The organism is Dysosmobacter sp. Sow4_B12, assembly GCF_052116665.1.
Taxonomy (GTDB): domain Bacteria; phylum Bacillota; class Clostridia; order Oscillospirales; family Oscillospiraceae; genus Oscillibacter.
The window spans coordinates 84,874-99,705 of sequence record NZ_JBQKKR010000006.1; the positions used below are offsets into that span (position 1 = coordinate 84,874).

Annotated in this window: 15 protein-coding genes and 1 pseudogene; 15 read left to right on the forward strand and 1 reads right to left on the reverse strand. The window is 59.7% G+C overall.

From position 1 onward, the window contains the following. Window positions 1-57: 57 nt before the first annotated feature. Entirely contained in the window at window positions 58-402 is a 345-nt protein-coding gene (locus ACTQ4R_RS07965) for a cupin domain-containing protein (RefSeq protein ID WP_441627504.1), read from the reverse strand. Between the two features lie 223 nt (window positions 403-625). Between ACTQ4R_RS07965 and ACTQ4R_RS07970 the strand changes: the two genes are divergently transcribed. The 15 genes and pseudogenes from ACTQ4R_RS07970 to ACTQ4R_RS08040 all read left to right on the forward strand — a co-directional run. Continuing rightward, the gene (locus ACTQ4R_RS07970) at window positions 626-2,095 is read left to right on the forward strand and encodes a MerR family transcriptional regulator (RefSeq protein WP_441627506.1); all 1,470 of its coding nucleotides are present in this window, start codon (window positions 626-628) and stop codon (window positions 2,093-2,095) included. 182 nt (window positions 2,096-2,277) lie between these two features. Further along, window positions 2,278-3,855: an ATP phosphoribosyltransferase gene (gene hisG, locus ACTQ4R_RS07975; protein ID WP_441627507.1), complete on the forward strand. Its 1,578-nt coding sequence runs from the start codon at window positions 2,278-2,280 to the stop codon at window positions 3,853-3,855. Then, window positions 3,852-5,144 carry a histidinol dehydrogenase gene (gene hisD, locus ACTQ4R_RS07980; RefSeq protein ID WP_441627509.1) on the forward strand — a complete coding sequence of 431 codons (1,293 nt, stop codon included), beginning with the start codon at window positions 3,852-3,854 and terminating at the stop codon, window positions 5,142-5,144. The genes hisG and hisD overlap by 4 nt, the downstream gene beginning before the upstream one ends. Continuing rightward, window positions 5,141-6,205, forward strand: coding sequence for a histidinol-phosphate transaminase (gene hisC / locus ACTQ4R_RS07985; RefSeq protein ID WP_441627511.1), 1,065 nt, complete (start codon window positions 5,141-5,143; stop codon window positions 6,203-6,205). Before hisD ends, hisC begins: the two co-directional genes overlap by 4 nt. 12 nt (window positions 6,206-6,217) lie before the next feature. Beyond that, window positions 6,218-6,805 (forward strand): imidazoleglycerol-phosphate dehydratase HisB, encoded by a 588-nt coding sequence (gene hisB, locus ACTQ4R_RS07990; RefSeq protein ID WP_441627513.1) that lies wholly within the window; start codon window positions 6,218-6,220, stop codon window positions 6,803-6,805. Between the two features lie 14 nt (window positions 6,806-6,819). Continuing rightward, window positions 6,820-7,431 (forward strand): imidazole glycerol phosphate synthase subunit HisH, encoded by a 612-nt coding sequence (hisH, locus tag ACTQ4R_RS07995; protein WP_441627515.1) that lies wholly within the window; start codon window positions 6,820-6,822, stop codon window positions 7,429-7,431. Window positions 7,432-7,443: 12 nt separating this feature from the next. Further along, complete coding sequence (gene hisA / locus ACTQ4R_RS08000; RefSeq protein WP_441627517.1) at window positions 7,444-8,163, forward strand: 1-(5-phosphoribosyl)-5-[(5-phosphoribosylamino)methylideneamino]imidazole-4-carboxamide isomerase; 720 nt, start codon at window positions 7,444-7,446, stop codon at window positions 8,161-8,163. Then, window positions 8,157-8,912 (forward strand): imidazole glycerol phosphate synthase subunit HisF, encoded by a 756-nt coding sequence (gene hisF / locus ACTQ4R_RS08005; RefSeq protein ID WP_441627519.1) that lies wholly within the window; start codon window positions 8,157-8,159, stop codon window positions 8,910-8,912. The genes hisA and hisF overlap by 7 nt, the downstream gene beginning before the upstream one ends. An 18-nt stretch (window positions 8,913-8,930) precedes the next feature. Continuing rightward, the gene (gene hisIE, locus ACTQ4R_RS08010; RefSeq protein ID WP_441627521.1) at window positions 8,931-9,566 is read left to right on the forward strand and encodes a bifunctional phosphoribosyl-AMP cyclohydrolase/phosphoribosyl-ATP diphosphatase HisIE; all 636 of its coding nucleotides are present in this window, start codon (window positions 8,931-8,933) and stop codon (window positions 9,564-9,566) included. After that, the gene (locus tag ACTQ4R_RS08015; RefSeq protein WP_441627523.1) at window positions 9,563-10,387 is read left to right on the forward strand and encodes a PHP domain-containing protein; all 825 of its coding nucleotides are present in this window, start codon (window positions 9,563-9,565) and stop codon (window positions 10,385-10,387) included. Before hisIE ends, ACTQ4R_RS08015 begins: the two co-directional genes overlap by 4 nt. A 122-nt stretch (window positions 10,388-10,509) precedes the next feature. Then, window positions 10,510-11,163, forward strand: coding sequence for an HAD family hydrolase (locus tag ACTQ4R_RS08020; protein WP_441627525.1), 654 nt, complete (start codon window positions 10,510-10,512; stop codon window positions 11,161-11,163). 702 nt (window positions 11,164-11,865) lie between these two features. After that, window positions 11,866-13,020, forward strand: a complete 1,155-nt coding sequence (locus ACTQ4R_RS08025; RefSeq protein ID WP_441627527.1) for a hypothetical protein — start codon at window positions 11,866-11,868, stop codon at window positions 13,018-13,020. Next, window positions 13,017-13,805 carry a hypothetical protein gene (locus ACTQ4R_RS08030; protein WP_441627529.1) on the forward strand — a complete coding sequence of 263 codons (789 nt, stop codon included), beginning with the start codon at window positions 13,017-13,019 and terminating at the stop codon, window positions 13,803-13,805. The genes ACTQ4R_RS08025 and ACTQ4R_RS08030 overlap by 4 nt, the downstream gene beginning before the upstream one ends. A 560-nt stretch (window positions 13,806-14,365) precedes the next feature. Beyond that, on the forward strand, window positions 14,366-14,566 hold the full coding sequence (locus tag ACTQ4R_RS08035) for a hypothetical protein (RefSeq protein ID WP_441627531.1): 201 nt from the start codon (window positions 14,366-14,368) through the stop codon (window positions 14,564-14,566). A 59-nt stretch (window positions 14,567-14,625) separates the two neighbouring features. Then, window positions 14,626-14,832: pseudogene (locus tag ACTQ4R_RS08040) on the forward strand (hypothetical protein); the annotation flags it as partial.

The following is a 14,832-nucleotide window of genomic DNA, read 5'->3' on the forward strand; positions in this document are numbered from 1 at the left end:
CAGAAAAAAAGAGCGGCGCAAAGCCGCTCTTTTTTGATGGGGCAGGTTTGTTGCTGTTTACTCCATGACGATGAGGGCAATCAACTCCACCGGCTCTTCCGTACGGTTGATGAGGCCGTGGGAGTGGCCGTAGCCGGTGGCGCCGATGTCGCCGGCGTGGAGGAGGACCTCCTTGTCGTCATCCTGGAACACGGCCTCGCCCTTGAGGATGTAGTAAAACTCCGTCTCGTGCTGGTGGTCATGGTAGCCGATGGAGCAGCCGGGGTCCACAGTGATGTGGGCGAACATGCGGCCGTGGCCGTACAGGCCCTCCTTGTCGGTCAGGTGCTTGATGTGGATGAGCCCGTTGCCGTTTCGAACGCAGGCATCCGCCCGGGGGCAGTTTTCAGATAGTGTGTACATAGCGTCGTCCTCCTTGATGGCCCTGTCCCCAAGCTGGCGGCCGGGCGGTGAAAGTAATTTTATTGTACCAGACCGGCGGCGGAAAGTCCAGAGGCGCCGCTATCTTGCGGGAAACGTCTCCGCTATCTTGCGGAAAACGGCGGTGTGTAGTACGATAAATAAGAAAAACACTTGACCTTCAAGTTACTTGACAGTGTACGCTGAGGGAAAAGGAGGTGGTCTTTTGACCAGTAAGGAGATGGAGGCGCGCTCCGGCGTGCCCCGGGCCAACATCCGCTATTACGAGGCGGAGGGGCTGCTGTGTCCGGACCGGGCGAAAAACGGCTACCGGGATTACAGCGAGGCGGACCTGGCCGCCCTGGAGAAGATCAAGCTGCTGCGGCGGTTGGGCGTGACCATTGAGGAATTGAAGGACCTGACCGCCGGACGGCTGGAGCTCACCGCCGTGCTGGACCGGCGCCTTGCGGAAGTGGGTACAGAGCAGGCGGCGCTGGACCGGGTGGGGGAGGTCTGCGGCCGGCTGCGGGCGGAGGGGGCCACCTTTGCCGACCTGGATACCGGCGCGTATCTGGAGGCGTTGGACGCCCCGGCTCTGCCGCCGACGGAGGGCGAGGTCTGGTGGAAAGCGCCCCATGCGCCGTCCCTGCCGGAGGAGGACGCCCTGCCGGTGTGCACCAGCATCCCCCGCCGCCTGTTTGCCCGCCTCTTTGACACTTTCGGCATGCGGATGCTGGTTCTGTGCGCCATGGGGCTGCTGGGGACGAATCCGGTATCCCACACCACGGCCATCGCGCTCATGGCGGAGGGGCTGCTGTTGCTCGTGGAGCCACTGGCGCTGCACCTGCTGGGCACCACCCCCGGCAAGGCTCTCATGGGACTGCGGCTGGAAGCTTCCGGCGGACGGAAGCTGACGTATTCGGAGGCCTTTACCCGGCATCTAATGCTGCTGTGGTACGGCCTGGGCCTGGGCATTCCGATTTTCAACCTGGTGCGCTACTACCAGAGCGCCAAGCGCTGCGGGGAGGGGGAGCCCCAGCCCTGGGACACGGACATCGCCTATATCGAAAAGCCTGTTAGCTGGAAGAACCTGGCAGCGTATCTGCTGGCGGCGGCGCTGACGGTCACGGCGGCGGAGACGGTCAACGCCTGGTCCCAGCTGCCGCCCAACCGGGGGGAGCTGACGGTGGCGGAGTTCGCGGAAAATTTCAACCGCCAGGCGGAGTATTTGGGCATGGCGTTTTCCGGCCAGTGTCTGGACGAAAATGGCCGCTGGGAAGATCTTCCGTTTAACGGGACCGCTTATATCGCCATTGGCGGCTGGGGACCGAAAAACCTGCCCTTTGCCTATACGGTGGAAAACGGCCGTCTGACGGCTGTGACCCTTTCGGCGGAACAGGAGAACACGGAGAATTGGCTGACGCTTCCCACCGACCAGATGGAGGTGGCGGTCATGGCCTTCACTTGGGCCCAAAAGGACGCGCCCCTCCGGACCACTGCCCGCAGGGAACTGCTGGAGCAGGTGGAATCCGCGCCTCTGGAGGGCTTTACCCTCCGCCAGGGCGGCACAGTGCTGACACTGGACGTCCAGCAGCGGGGCTTCCGCTACTCGGATTCCCTGGGGCTGCTGCTGCCGGAGGAGGGCGAGGAGAACTTCTGCGCCTTCACCTTTACCATCGCTTTGGAAGAACAGTGATTGCAAAAGCCGGATGCGGGGTGTAAAATCCCTGTATCCGGCTTTTTCCGATGGCTGGACTTTGTGCAAATGACAGAATTTCACCTGCTACCGAATTATCACTTTACTTCGGTAATAAAATGAAGTAAAATAATCCCCGTGAAAAGAGAAGGGCCCTTGAGCCCGCGAGGAGGACATGTCCCATGGAACTGGATCTGAATATCTTAAAGCCCCAGGAGCGGCTTTCCCTGCAGCTGCGGCTGCTGTACGAGCAGGAGGGCTTTTGCAAGTACCACATGGGCCGGTTTGAGGAATACGGCCTGTACCAGGAGAACCGCCGCTTTCTCTCCTCGGAGCAGGTCATCACCTTTACGGACCTGGACGGCCGCCTGCTGGCGCTGAAGCCGGACGTGACGCTGTCCATCGCCAAAAACGCCCAGGTGGAGGCGGGGAGCTGCGGGAGGTACTATTACGCGGAAAACGTCTACCGTCCCAGCCAGGAGAGCCACACCTTCCAGGAGATCAGCCAGATGGGCCTGGAGTGCATCGGCGCGGTGGACGACGCCGTGACAGCCCAGGCGGTGTCCCTGGCGCTGCGGAGCCTGGCGCTGACGGGCCGGGACTTTGTGGTGGAGCTGAGCCACATGGGCTTTGTCACCGGGCTGCTGGACGCCGTGGGGGCGCCGGAGGCCATCCGTCCCCGGCTGCTGACCTGCATCCGGGACAAGAACCTCCACGAGCTGCAAAAATGCGCCGCCGAGGCGGGCCTCTCCCGCCAGGGGGCGGACGCACTGGGCCGGCTGGGGCAGCTCTCCGGCGGCTGGGAGGCGGTGCTCTCCGCGGCGGAGCCTCTGGCCCTCAACGCCCCCATGGGCGCTGCCTTGACGGAGCTGCGGACCCTCTGCGGGACCCTGGCGGCCCGGGAACAGACGGAAAACCTTAAGCTGGACCTGTCCCTGGTGAACGACATGGACTATTATAACGGCCTGGTGTTCCAGGGGTATCTGGCGGGCCTTCCCCGGGCGGTGCTGAAGGGCGGACGGTATGACCCCCTGGCCGCCCAGTTCCGCCCCGGCGCCCGGGCTATCGGCTTTGCGCTGTACCTGGATGAGCTGGACCGTCTGACAGACCAGGAGGAGGCCGGGGACGGTCGGGGCATGCTGAACGTGGCCCTGCCCAAGGGACGCCTGGGCGACAAGGTCTACGACCTGCTGGCCGGTGTGGGCTACGGCTGTCCGGAAAACTACAACGACACCCGCAAGCTGGTGGTGGAAAATCCCACCGCCGGCATCCGCTACTTCCTGGTGAAGCCCAGCGACGTGGCCATTTACGTGGAGCACGGCGCGGCGGACATCGGCATTGTGGGCAAGGATATTTTGGCGGAGTCCGGCGCGGATGTCTATGAGCTGCTGGACACGGGCCTGGGCCGGTGCCGCATGTGCGTGGCGGGTCCCAAGGACTTTGCCGACGACCCTGGCCGGTCGCTGCGGGTGGCCACGAAGTTCGTGAACATCGCCAAGCGCTATTACGCCGCCCAGGGCCGGGACATCGACATCATCAAGCTGAACGGCTCCATCGAGCTGGCACCTATCCTGGGCCTTTCCGATGTGATCGTGGACATTGTGGAAACGGGCACCACCCTGCGGGAGAACAATCTGAAGGTGCTGACGGAGTTCATGCCCATTTCCGCCCGGTTCATTGCCAACCGGGCCAGCTACCAGTTCAAGCGCCGGGAGATCGACACCCTCCTTGGCAAGCTGCGGGAGGTGACGGAGCAGTGATCCCCATTCTGAACTTTGACGACCTGGCACCGGAGCAGATTTTGAACCGGGACATCCAGGCGGAGGAGAACGTGTCCGCCGCCGTGGACGCGGTGCTGGAGGCGGTGCGCCGGGAGGGCGACGCCGCCTTGAAGCGGTACACGAAGCGCTTTGACGGCGCGGACCTGGAGGACCTGCGGGTCAGCCAGGCGGAGCTGGACGGGGCCTGGAACGCCCTGGACCCGGACTTCATCCAGACGCTGGAGTTGGCGGCGGAGAATATCCGCTGCTTCCATGAGCAGCAGGTCCACCAAAACTTCGTCCTGACGGACCGGCCCGGCATCGTCATGGGCCAGCGGTACACCCCCATCGAGAAGGTGGGCATCTGCGTGCCCAGCGCGCCGGCGGCCTTTCCCTCCACCATTTTGATGAACGTCATCCCCGCCAAGATCGCGGGCGTGCGGGAGATCGTGGTGGTGACGCCGCCGGATAAAAACGGCGCTATCGGCGCCGAGGCTCTGGCGGCGGCGAAGATCGCCGGCGCCGACAAGATTTTCAAGATCGGCGGCGCCCAGGCGGTGGCCGCCCTGGCCTTCGGCACGGAGAGCGTGCCGAAGGTGGATAAGATCGTGGGCCCCGGCGGCATCTTCGTGGCCACCGCCAAGCGCAAGGTGTTCGGCCGGGTGGCCATCGATATGATCGCCGGCCCCAGCGAGATCCTGGTGGTGGCGGACGGCAAGTCCGACCCCACCTGGGTGGCGGCGGACCTGTTGAGCCAGGCGGAGCACGATGTGCTGGCCTCTCCCGTGCTGGTGACGGACAGCCGGGAGCTGGCCCAGGCCGTCCAGGGGGAGGTGGAGCGGCAGCTGGCGCTGCTTCCCCGGCAGGAGATCGCCCGCAGGGCTGTGGACGACAACGGCAAGATCATCGTCACCGGCGACCTGGAAAAGGCGGTGGAGGCGGTGAACCTCATCGCGCCGGAGCACCTGGAGCTGTGCGTGGATGACCCCTTCGCCCTGCTGCCCCTGGTGAAAAACGCCGGCAGCATTTTCCTGGGCCGCAGCGCTCCGGAGGCGCTGGGCGACTATTTCGCGGGACCCAACCACACCCTGCCTACATCCGGCACCGCCCGGTTCTCCAGTCCCCTCAGCGTGGATGACTTCGTGAAGAAGTCCAGCTTTCTCTACTATGACCGATCGGCGCTGGCCCCTGTGGCGGAGCGCATCGCCGATTTTGCCCGGCGGGAGGGCCTGGAGGCCCACGCCCGGTCCGTACTGATCCGAACAGAAAAAGGAGGAAACGCCCAATGAGCAAGTTCCTTTCCAAGGAGGCCGGCCGTCTGGCCCCTTACACGCCCGGCGAGCAGCCGCAAGACCAGCAGTACATCAAGCTCAACACCAATGAAAGCCCCTTTCCGCCCTCTCCCAGGGTGATCAAGGCCATCTCCCGGGCGGAGCTTTTGAAGCTGAACCTCTACTCCGACCCCACCTGCGCCCGTCTGGTGGAGGCCATTGCCAAGCGGTATGAGCTGCAGCCGGAGAACGTTCTCACCGGCAACGGCTCCGACGAGATCTTGGCCTTTGCTTTCCGGGCCTTCTGCGGCGAGGGCAAGCCCCTGGCCTACGCCGACATCACCTACGGCTTCTACAAGTCCCAGGTGGCCCTGTTCGGCCTGGACGCCAAGGTCATCCCCCTGCGGGAGGATTTCACCTTGAATGTGGATGACTACATGGATTTCCCCGGCACCATCGTCATCGCAAACCCCAACGCCCCCACCGGCATGACGGTCCCCCGGGAGGATATCCAGCGGCTGCTGGAGGCGGACCCGGACCGGGTGGTCATCGTGGACGAGGCGTATGTGGACTTCGGCGCCGAGAGCTGCGTGCCCATGATCTACCGCTATGACAACCTGCTGGTGGTGCAGACCATGTCCAAGAGCCGGTCCCTGGCCGGCGGCCGGGGGGGTTACGCCCTGGGCAGCCCCGCCCTCATCTCCGCGCTGAACCGGGTGAAGTACAGCTTCAACCCCTACAATGTCAACCGCCTGTCCATCGTGGCCGGCGCCGCCGCCGTGGAGGACGAGCCCTATTTCCAAACCTGCACAGCCGCCGTTCAGAACAACCGGGCGTGGACGGTCCGGGAGCTGGAGGAGCTGGGATTTACCGTGCTGCCCTCTTCCGCCAACTTTATCTTTGCCAAGTCCGACAAGCTCCCCGGCGGGGAGCTGTACCGGAAGCTGAAGGAAAACGGCATCCTGGTGCGCTGGTTCGACGCGGACCGCATCCGGGACTATGTCCGCATCACCATCGGATCCCTGGAGCAGATGACGGCGCTGGTGGACGAGATCGCCCGCCTGCTGGAAGAACTGTAAGGAGGATTGCCTATGCGTACCACCGCCATTCGACGGGACACCAAGGAGACGCAGATCACGCTGTCGCTGGACCTGGACGGCACCGGAAAAAGCGACATTGCCACCGGCTGCGGCTTCATGGACCACATGCTGACGCTCTTCGCCCGCCACGGCGATTTTGACTTAAACATCACCTGCCGGGGGGACACCCAGGTGGACGACCACCACACGGTGGAGGACATCGGCATCTGCCTGGGCAAGGCGTTTACCGAGACTTTGGGGGACAAGCGGGGCATCACCCGCTACGGCCAGTTCCTGCTGCCCATGGACGAGACGCTGGTGCTGTGCGCCGTGGACCTCTCCGGTCGGGATTATTTGGGCTGGGCCGTGGAGCTGCCCAGCGCCAAGGTGGGCACCTTTGACACGGAACTGGCCAAGGAGTTCTGGCTGGGCTTCGTCCGCAACTGCCCCGGCTCCATCCACATCCGGGAGATCACGGGGGAGAATACCCACCACATCCTGGAGGCAGTGTTCAAGGGCATGGGCCGGGCGCTGAAGGAGGCTGTTGCTCCGGATGAAAAGCACCTGGACGAGATTCCGAGTACCAAGGGTACTCTGTAAAGTGAGTTGATACCATGATCGCAATTGTAGATTACGGCGTGGGAAACCTGTTTTCCCTGTCCTCCTCCCTCAAGGCCCTGGGCCTGGAGACGGAGGTCACCCGGGACGCCTCCCGCCTGCGGGCGGCGGACCGCATCATCCTCCCCGGCGTGGGCGCCTTCGGCGACGCGAAGGCCAAGCTGGACGACACGGGCCTGGTGCCGGTCATCCGGGAAGAGGCGGAGCGTAAGCCCCTGCTTGGCATCTGCCTGGGGATGCAGCTGCTGTTTGACCGCGGCTTTGAGTACGGCGAGCACCCCGGCCTGGGGCTGGTGCCCGGGGAGGTAGTGGACCTGCGGGGCGACTTGGAGGACAAGACGCTGAAAGTCCCCCACATGGGCTGGAACAGCCTGCGGATCGTGAAGGACGATCCTTTGTTCAAGTACTTCAAGGACGGGGAGCACGTCTATTACGTCCACAGCTTTTACGCCAAAAACTGTGCCGCCAGCACCCTGGGTACCTCCCAGTACGGCAATGTGGTGGTGACGGGCGCGGTGCGCTGCGGAAACGTCTGGGGCACCCAGTTCCACCCGGAGAAATCCGGCGACGCGGGACTGCGGCTCCTCAAGGCATTCGCGGAGCTGTAAAGGAGGGGCGCCATGCAGATATTTCCCGCCATCGACCTCTCCGGCGGCCAGGTGGTCCGCCTGTACCAGGGAGATTACGACAAAATGACCGTCTACGGCCAGGACCCCTGCGCCGTGGCGAGAGACTTTATTGCCGCCGGGGCCAAATACCTCCATGTGGTGGACCTGGACGGCGCCAGGGACGGCACCCTGGCGAATTTCGAATCCATCGCCGCCATCGCAAAGCAAGGCGGCCTCTATATCGAGGTGGGCGGCGGCATCCGCACCGAGGAGCGCATCCGGCAGTATCTGGATTTGGGCGTCGGCCGCTGTATTCTGGGCACCATCGCGGTGAAGGACTTTGCCTTCACCGCCCGTATGGCCCAGACCCACGGGGATAAAATCGCCGTGGGCGTGGACGCAAGGGACGGCTATGTGGCCGTCAACGGCTGGAAGGAGCTGTCCCGTGAAAAGAGCGTGGACTTCTGCCGCCGCCTCCGTGACGCCGGCGTGGGCACCGTCATCTACACGGACATCAGCCGGGACGGCGCCGAGAAGGGCACGAATCTGGCCGTGTACCGGGAGCTTGCGAAGATCGAGGGCCTGGCCGTTACCGCCTCCGGCGGTGTCAGCTCCCTGGAGGAGCTGAAGGAGCTGCAGGCCATGGGCACCCGGGCCGCCATTCTGGGTAAGGCATTGTACACCGGGCGGCTGGATTTGAAAACTGTCATTGAGGAGGTGGGCGCATGTTAGCCAAGCGCATCATCCCCTGCCTGGACGTGAAGGACGGGCGGGTGGTCAAGGGCACCAATTTCGAGGGCCTGCGGGACATGGCGGACCCGGTGGACATGGCCCGCTTTTATAACGAATCCGGCGCCGACGAGCTGGTGTTTTACGACATCACCGCCTCCGTGGAGGGGCGGAACCTGTTCACCGACATCCTCCGCCGGGTGGCCAGCGAGATCTTCATTCCCCTGACGGTGGGCGGCGGCATCCGCACCCTGGACGACTTTGACCGGGTGCTCAAGTGCGGCGCCGACAAGGTGTCCGTCAACTCCGGCGCCATCGCGGACCCCAGCATCATCGGCGCGGCGGCCAAGAAGTACGGCGACCAGTGCGTGGTCCTCAGCATGGACGTCAAGCGGGTGGACGGGCAGTTCCGCCTGTTCGCCAAAGGCGGCCGGGAGGATACCGGCATCGACGCTATGGAGTGGGCCGTCAAAGGCGTGGCGGCAGGCGCCGGCGAGATCGTGCTGAACTCCATCGACACCGACGGCGTCAAGGCGGGCTTTGACCTGGAGATGCTGGACGCCCTGGCCTCCCGGGTCAGCGTGCCCATTATTGCCAGCGGCGGCGCCGGGAACATGGAGCATTTTGCCCGGCTGTTCACCCATCCGGGCATCGACGCGGGGCTGGCGGCCTCCATTTTCCACACCAAGCAGGTGGACATCAAGGAATTAAAGCGCTATCTCCGCGCCCAGGGCGTGGAAATGCGCCTGTAAGAGGGGAGCAAACGACCAATGGAGCTGAAATTTGACGAGCGGGGCCTCATCCCCGCCATTGTCCAGGACCACTACACCAAGGAGGTATTGACCCTGGCTTACATGAACGCGGAGAGCCTGGCCATCACCATCGACGAGCGGCGCACCTGCTTTTGGAGCCGCAGCCGCCAGGAGCTGTGGCGCAAGGGGGAGACCTCCGGCAACGTGCAGCACGTGGTGTCCATCACCGCCGACTGCGACGGTGACGCCCTGGTGGTGGAGGTGGTGAAGGACGGCCCCGCCTGCCACACCGGCGCGGAGAGCTGCTTTTTTAACGAGGTATATCTCTCTGACGAGCTGAAACGGTTCAGCTACGAGGGGCTGTACCACCTCATTGAGGGCCGCAAGACCAGCCCCAAGGAGGGCAGCTACACCACCTACCTTTTTGAAAAGGGACTGGACAAGATTTTGAAAAAGGTGGGCGAGGAGTGCACGGAGGTCATCATCGGCGGCCGCAAGGAGGACAAGGAGGAGACCATTTATGAGATCGCGGACTTGACGTACCACGTCATGGTGCTGATGGTCCAGATGGGCATCACCGTGGAGGACATCACCCGGGAGCTGGAAAAGCGCCACGTGGTGGACCACAAGGTGAAGCAGGAGCGGATGCAATGAGCTTGACGCCCACCGCCTGCTCCGTCCACACCCACGCCACCTTCTGCGACGGGAAAAGCACCCTGGCGGAGATGGCCGCCGCGGCGTATGACGCCGGTGTGCGGTACTACGGCGTCTCCTGTCATTCCCATACCCCCATCCCCCAGGATGAGGGTGCCGTCCTGCCCGGGGACATGACGGCCTACCGCCGGGCGGTGCTGGAGCTGCGGGCGGAATACGCCGGCCGTATGGAGGTGCTGCTGGGCCTGGAGTGGGACAGCCAGTCCGACGTGACGCCGGAGGGCTTCGACTACTGGATCGGCAGCGTTCACTACCAGGCGGGCAACGGCCGCTTTTACGCCGCCGACTGGGGAGAGGAGCACTTTACCGCCTGCCGGGATGAGCTGTTCGGCGGTGACGCCCTGGCGGTGGCGGAGGGCTATTTCCGGGAGGTGTGCCGGGTGGCGGAGAAAAAGCCTCCCATTTTGGGACACCTGGACCTCATTACCAAGCTCAACGGCGGCAGCCGCTTTTTTGACGAGGACTCGCCCCGGTACAAGGCGGCGGCTCTGGAGGCCCTCCACGCCGCGGACCCCGCCGCCACGCTGCTGGAGATCAATACCGGCGGCGTGTCCCGGGGCTACCGGACCGCGCCCTATCCGGCGCTGTTCCTGCTGCGGGAGTGGCGGCGCATGGGCGGACGGATCATTCTCACCTCCGACGCCCACAGCGCGGACACGGTGGTGTACGGCTACGGCCAGTCCGCCGCTCTGGCAAAGGCGGCGGGCTTTGCAAAAAGCGTTCTTCTGACTTTGGGTGGCCCCGTGGAGTGCACCCTGTGACAAGGAAACCACAAAAAGCCGCGGCCGGAAGCCGCGGCTTTCGGTGTTTCCGCCTCTTGAGATACCTATGGGAACTTGGTACAATGGAGCTGTTTTCAACACGATCTGCGAGGTGATCTTTAATGTATCAGACGGTCATTTTTGATTTGGACGGAACGCTTTTGAACACCATTGAGGACCTGGCTGCCGCGGGCAACCACGTCTGCCGCCGGAACGGCTGGCCGGAACATTCCGTGGCGGAGTTCCGGCAGATGGTGGGCCACGGCATCCCCAACCTGGTGCGCCGGTTCTCGCCGGAGGGCTTCCGCAGTCCGCTGATGGCGGCCAACACCCTGGCGCAGTTTTCCGAGTATTACGCCGCCCACAACATGGACAAGACGGAACCCTATCCCGGTATTCCGGCCATGCTGGCACGGCTGAAGGCCGCCGGCGTGCGGATGGCCGTGTATTCCAACAAGGCCGACGAGTTCAGCCAGGTCATCATCCGCCACTACTTTCCGGACACCTTCGACCTGGTGCGGGGCAAGCTGCCGGGTGTTCCGGTGAAGCCGGACCCCACCGGCGTGCGCCAGGTGCTGGAGGCGCTGGGAGCCGTCCCGGCAGAGACGCTGTTTGTGGGGGACAGCGACACGGATATGGACACCGCCCACAACGCCGGCCTCACCGCCTGCGGCGTCACCTGGGGATTCCGGGACCGGCAGGTGCTGGTGGACGCCGGGGCGGAACTGCTGGCGGACACTGCGGAGCAGCTGGAGCGTTATATCCTCGGCCATTGAAAAAAGCTGCCCATGAGGTAGCTGTCCATAAAACAGGTTTTGAGAAACAAATACTATGGCAGTTGCCGGACAAGGGTTGCTGACAAAAGGGGTATGTGTCATTAAGGAACATGCCCCTTTGCTTTTGCAGTTGCCTTTGTTGATGGTAGATGGATAGGATGGATTTTGTACGATTTAAGGCCGATAATCCGGAATTAGCTTCCCTGTGAGCAACGCAAAAATCAGGGGCAATGATGCGTCCATGCCCTTGCACAAGTACAGCTCATACGTCAGTTAAATGCCGATTTCCAACCTGTTTCATAAGGGTACTTCTGAGATGTCATCTTTCAGAAAAGTAGTCAGAAATCCCTCACTTAAACCAATCCTTGTGAGGATAGGAAAGAAGTGTGCTGAAACGATAATTTTGTTCCTCATTCCGCGCTTCTGCAATCCGTGTACTGCGCTCACCGTTCCGTTCGCTATTGCATGGTTACAATTAGCTATTTACCATCCAATGAACAGTGGAATCCCTTTCCATAAGCAGCACATCATTTACAGAGATAAAAACCTCTGAATATTTGAAAGCTGTTTTTGCTTGTCCGGCCAAGTAAGTAGGATAGACAAGTACAAGGAAACATGCTATAATTTCCATAAAAGCTCTAAAAGACCACGTTAACATGTCAGGTCGCTGTCTGGCGGCACTTATTAACGGAGGTTTGGGTTATGAATAACAAGCAAATGAAAAAGGCCACAGTCGACGCAATCAATGTGATGATCCGCCACGCGGACAAGGGTCCTTCCGGATTTTGGGTGGAGGATCACGAAGGCTGTGGCAATCCAGCGGTCTTTCCGGAATTTGAGGAGGGCTTGAAGCGAGGAAGACTCGTCCAGAAAGAACATTATTTTTGCCCATGGAATACCGCCATTATGTACGGCGATGGGCATGGCAACATAAACACGGGGTGTTACCATAGCTGTTCTATTAGCAAGGCAAGGTATCTGACCACTGAGGAACTTAAAGAAGTTCTTGCCCGCTTCAAAACACGCATGAAAAATGGGGATTACGATTGCGTTGACCATTTATCGCCGTTGCTGACAAAAGCCGAAAGCAGACACATAGAGGATCGCATTCTTGCGGAGCAGCATGAGTGCGAACGCTGCGAAAGGCAAAAGCGGCAGGATCGGCTCAAAAAAGCCGCTGCTCTGATTGCCAAGTATCCAGATAAAAAATCGCTTTTGGCACTCTACTATGGAGAAAAGGATCGTGTATTAGACGAAGGCGGGATCATTCTTTTTGACCCAGCGTCCCAGCGTAATGTTGTTGGAGCGGAGAAATTTTCCTACAATGATTATCTCGACGTTCAATTCGCGTCGTTGGGTAAGAAACACCGTCCGTACTTTTCTGACTGCTTTTTCAATGCGGTTATGTCTCATTTCAAAGGACAGATTGAGAAGGTTAAGCCAAAACATATTTGCTTCAAGCGGATCTTCATTAGTGGAATGTACACCGATGGGACAATGTTTGACGGAAAAGAGGATCACGTCTGGATGGAGAAATCCGGCTTTGAAGAGTGCGCCGTTGGTGACAGTGTTTCGTTCTGCGCCGAGGTCTACCGCTATGTAAAAACCGGAAATGGAAAACTGATTGACTACGGACTGCGTAACCCGACAGGCATCCAAAAGATCGAAGCCTACGAGCTTCCCAGTGATGATGAACTGATTATGCAGGAAGTTGAACAGCTTATCTGCGAGACTTGCTTTCTAAGTGAGCGGTGCAATCGCAATTACTGCACAATGGATCCAAAGAAAAAGCGTTTGCTCAAACAAGAAATGTTCCGTGCAATAAAGGCACAGACAGATAAGGAGACGCAGAAATGAAACGATGCTTTCTTATGTGGGGACTTGTAATTGCATTGTTGTTAAGTGGGTGCGGATCGTCAGCATCCCGTGTTGAAACACTGAAAAGCTGGTCTTTCCAGTATAACGAAGGGACAAGTGATTACAGCCTTTTCTTTGGCTTGGCTGATAAAAATGATAAGTCCCTGTCAGCCGATGTCGATGTTGATATTCGAATCGTAAATGATGCGGATGAAGAGGTCTATACTGGTACAAAGTCCGTTTCTCCTGATGATTTCAGTTATTATTCCAGCCAAGCTGCCGGAGAGCAGTATCTTGCCAATGTGAGAATCCCTGCCTCTGAGATCAAAGCCGGAACGTCCGCAAGCGGGAAGGTTTATTTCACCGTGTACAAGGAAAACGCAGTTCAGTTTGACGAAGTAAACTGCGATGCTCTGTATTGCCTGCCTATTGAAGATGTTCAAGTGACGTTTGATTCATTTCCGCTGGATCTGAAGGTGAAGGACTTCATGGGGAGTACGGCATCCGTGATCCAAATTCAAGGAGCCGAATTTAAGTTTGACAAAGACTATTCCCCGCATCTGACCATTACGATTACCGGAGAAAAGAAGAGCGGGAGCAGTGATTCCGGGTATGATATGATTAGTTATAAGCTGTATGACAGTGCGGGTTATCTGGTAGACTCCGGCAATATATACCTATCTTCTCTGAGCGCCGGAGATAAATTCAAGGATGACTCTGTTGTGATCTATGACATTACTCCCGGCGAATCCTACACATTCCAGTTATCAGAGTATAGCTGGTGAGCTTTCGCAATTTTTCACAAACATAAGGGCTTGGGACTATCCCAAAAATGAAAACAGGGCGTTTCGGCAGTCAGCCGGAACGCCCTGTTTTTTCGGTGTGGGTACTCACCGGATTTGCTTGCTGCACTGCAAGGAAATCCCGGTCAACCCACGCCATTTTTCGCAAGTGTAGCTACACTTGCTGTGCTTGCTCTTCCCCTAAGAATCGCATTGACTCGAACGTTTGTTCTTGTTATAATTAGGCTGAAAGATTAAAAAAGTCTTGGAACGCAGTTGATTTTCATTGGCAAATGGCGGCATCGCCGCCTTGATTACCGATTTGCACAGGCGAACGAGCCTGTCAAGGACGCGCAGCGAGGCGAAGCCGATTTCTTGACAGGCACGGACGGCTGTGCGACCCGGCGAACTGCCTGTAATTCTCCTGTGAATCCCGGTACATTGCCCAATGGAATCCCGGAAATTGTCGTGATATACTGAATAGCAATAGGTCATATCACGCACTTTGCTCCGGGAGATTCATGCGGCGCTGCTCGGAAATCTGAATGAAAAGGAAGGTGCAAATGGATAACAAGAAACGTAACGTCCAAGTGGAATCGAACGGCAGCCGCAGTGCCCCCGTTCCTCTCTGGCAGGAGTTACCGCAGATCACGGTGCGCCTGAAAGAAGGAAACACCATCTACCGCTTTACTGCCAGTTTTGACGGAACGCACACCCTTCCCGAAAAGGCGGTGAAGCTGATCGACTCCGAAGGGAGTGTGTGATCGTGACCAACAGCAACCTTGTCTTGGCAGACTGTCCTCAGATGATGGAGGAATCTACTATGAAGCAGTCTGACAAAATTACCGCGCTGTATTGCCGCCTGTCCCGTGACGATGAATCACAGGGCGACAGTAACAGCATTGTGAATCAAAAAGCCTATGACAAGGTAACGAAGGCATTCCCCGAAGTAGAGACCATTGTTGCAGATTCCGCTTACAAGACTCCGCATATTTGCAAGAAAGTATTTGGTGATGGAAGGGTTCTCTCC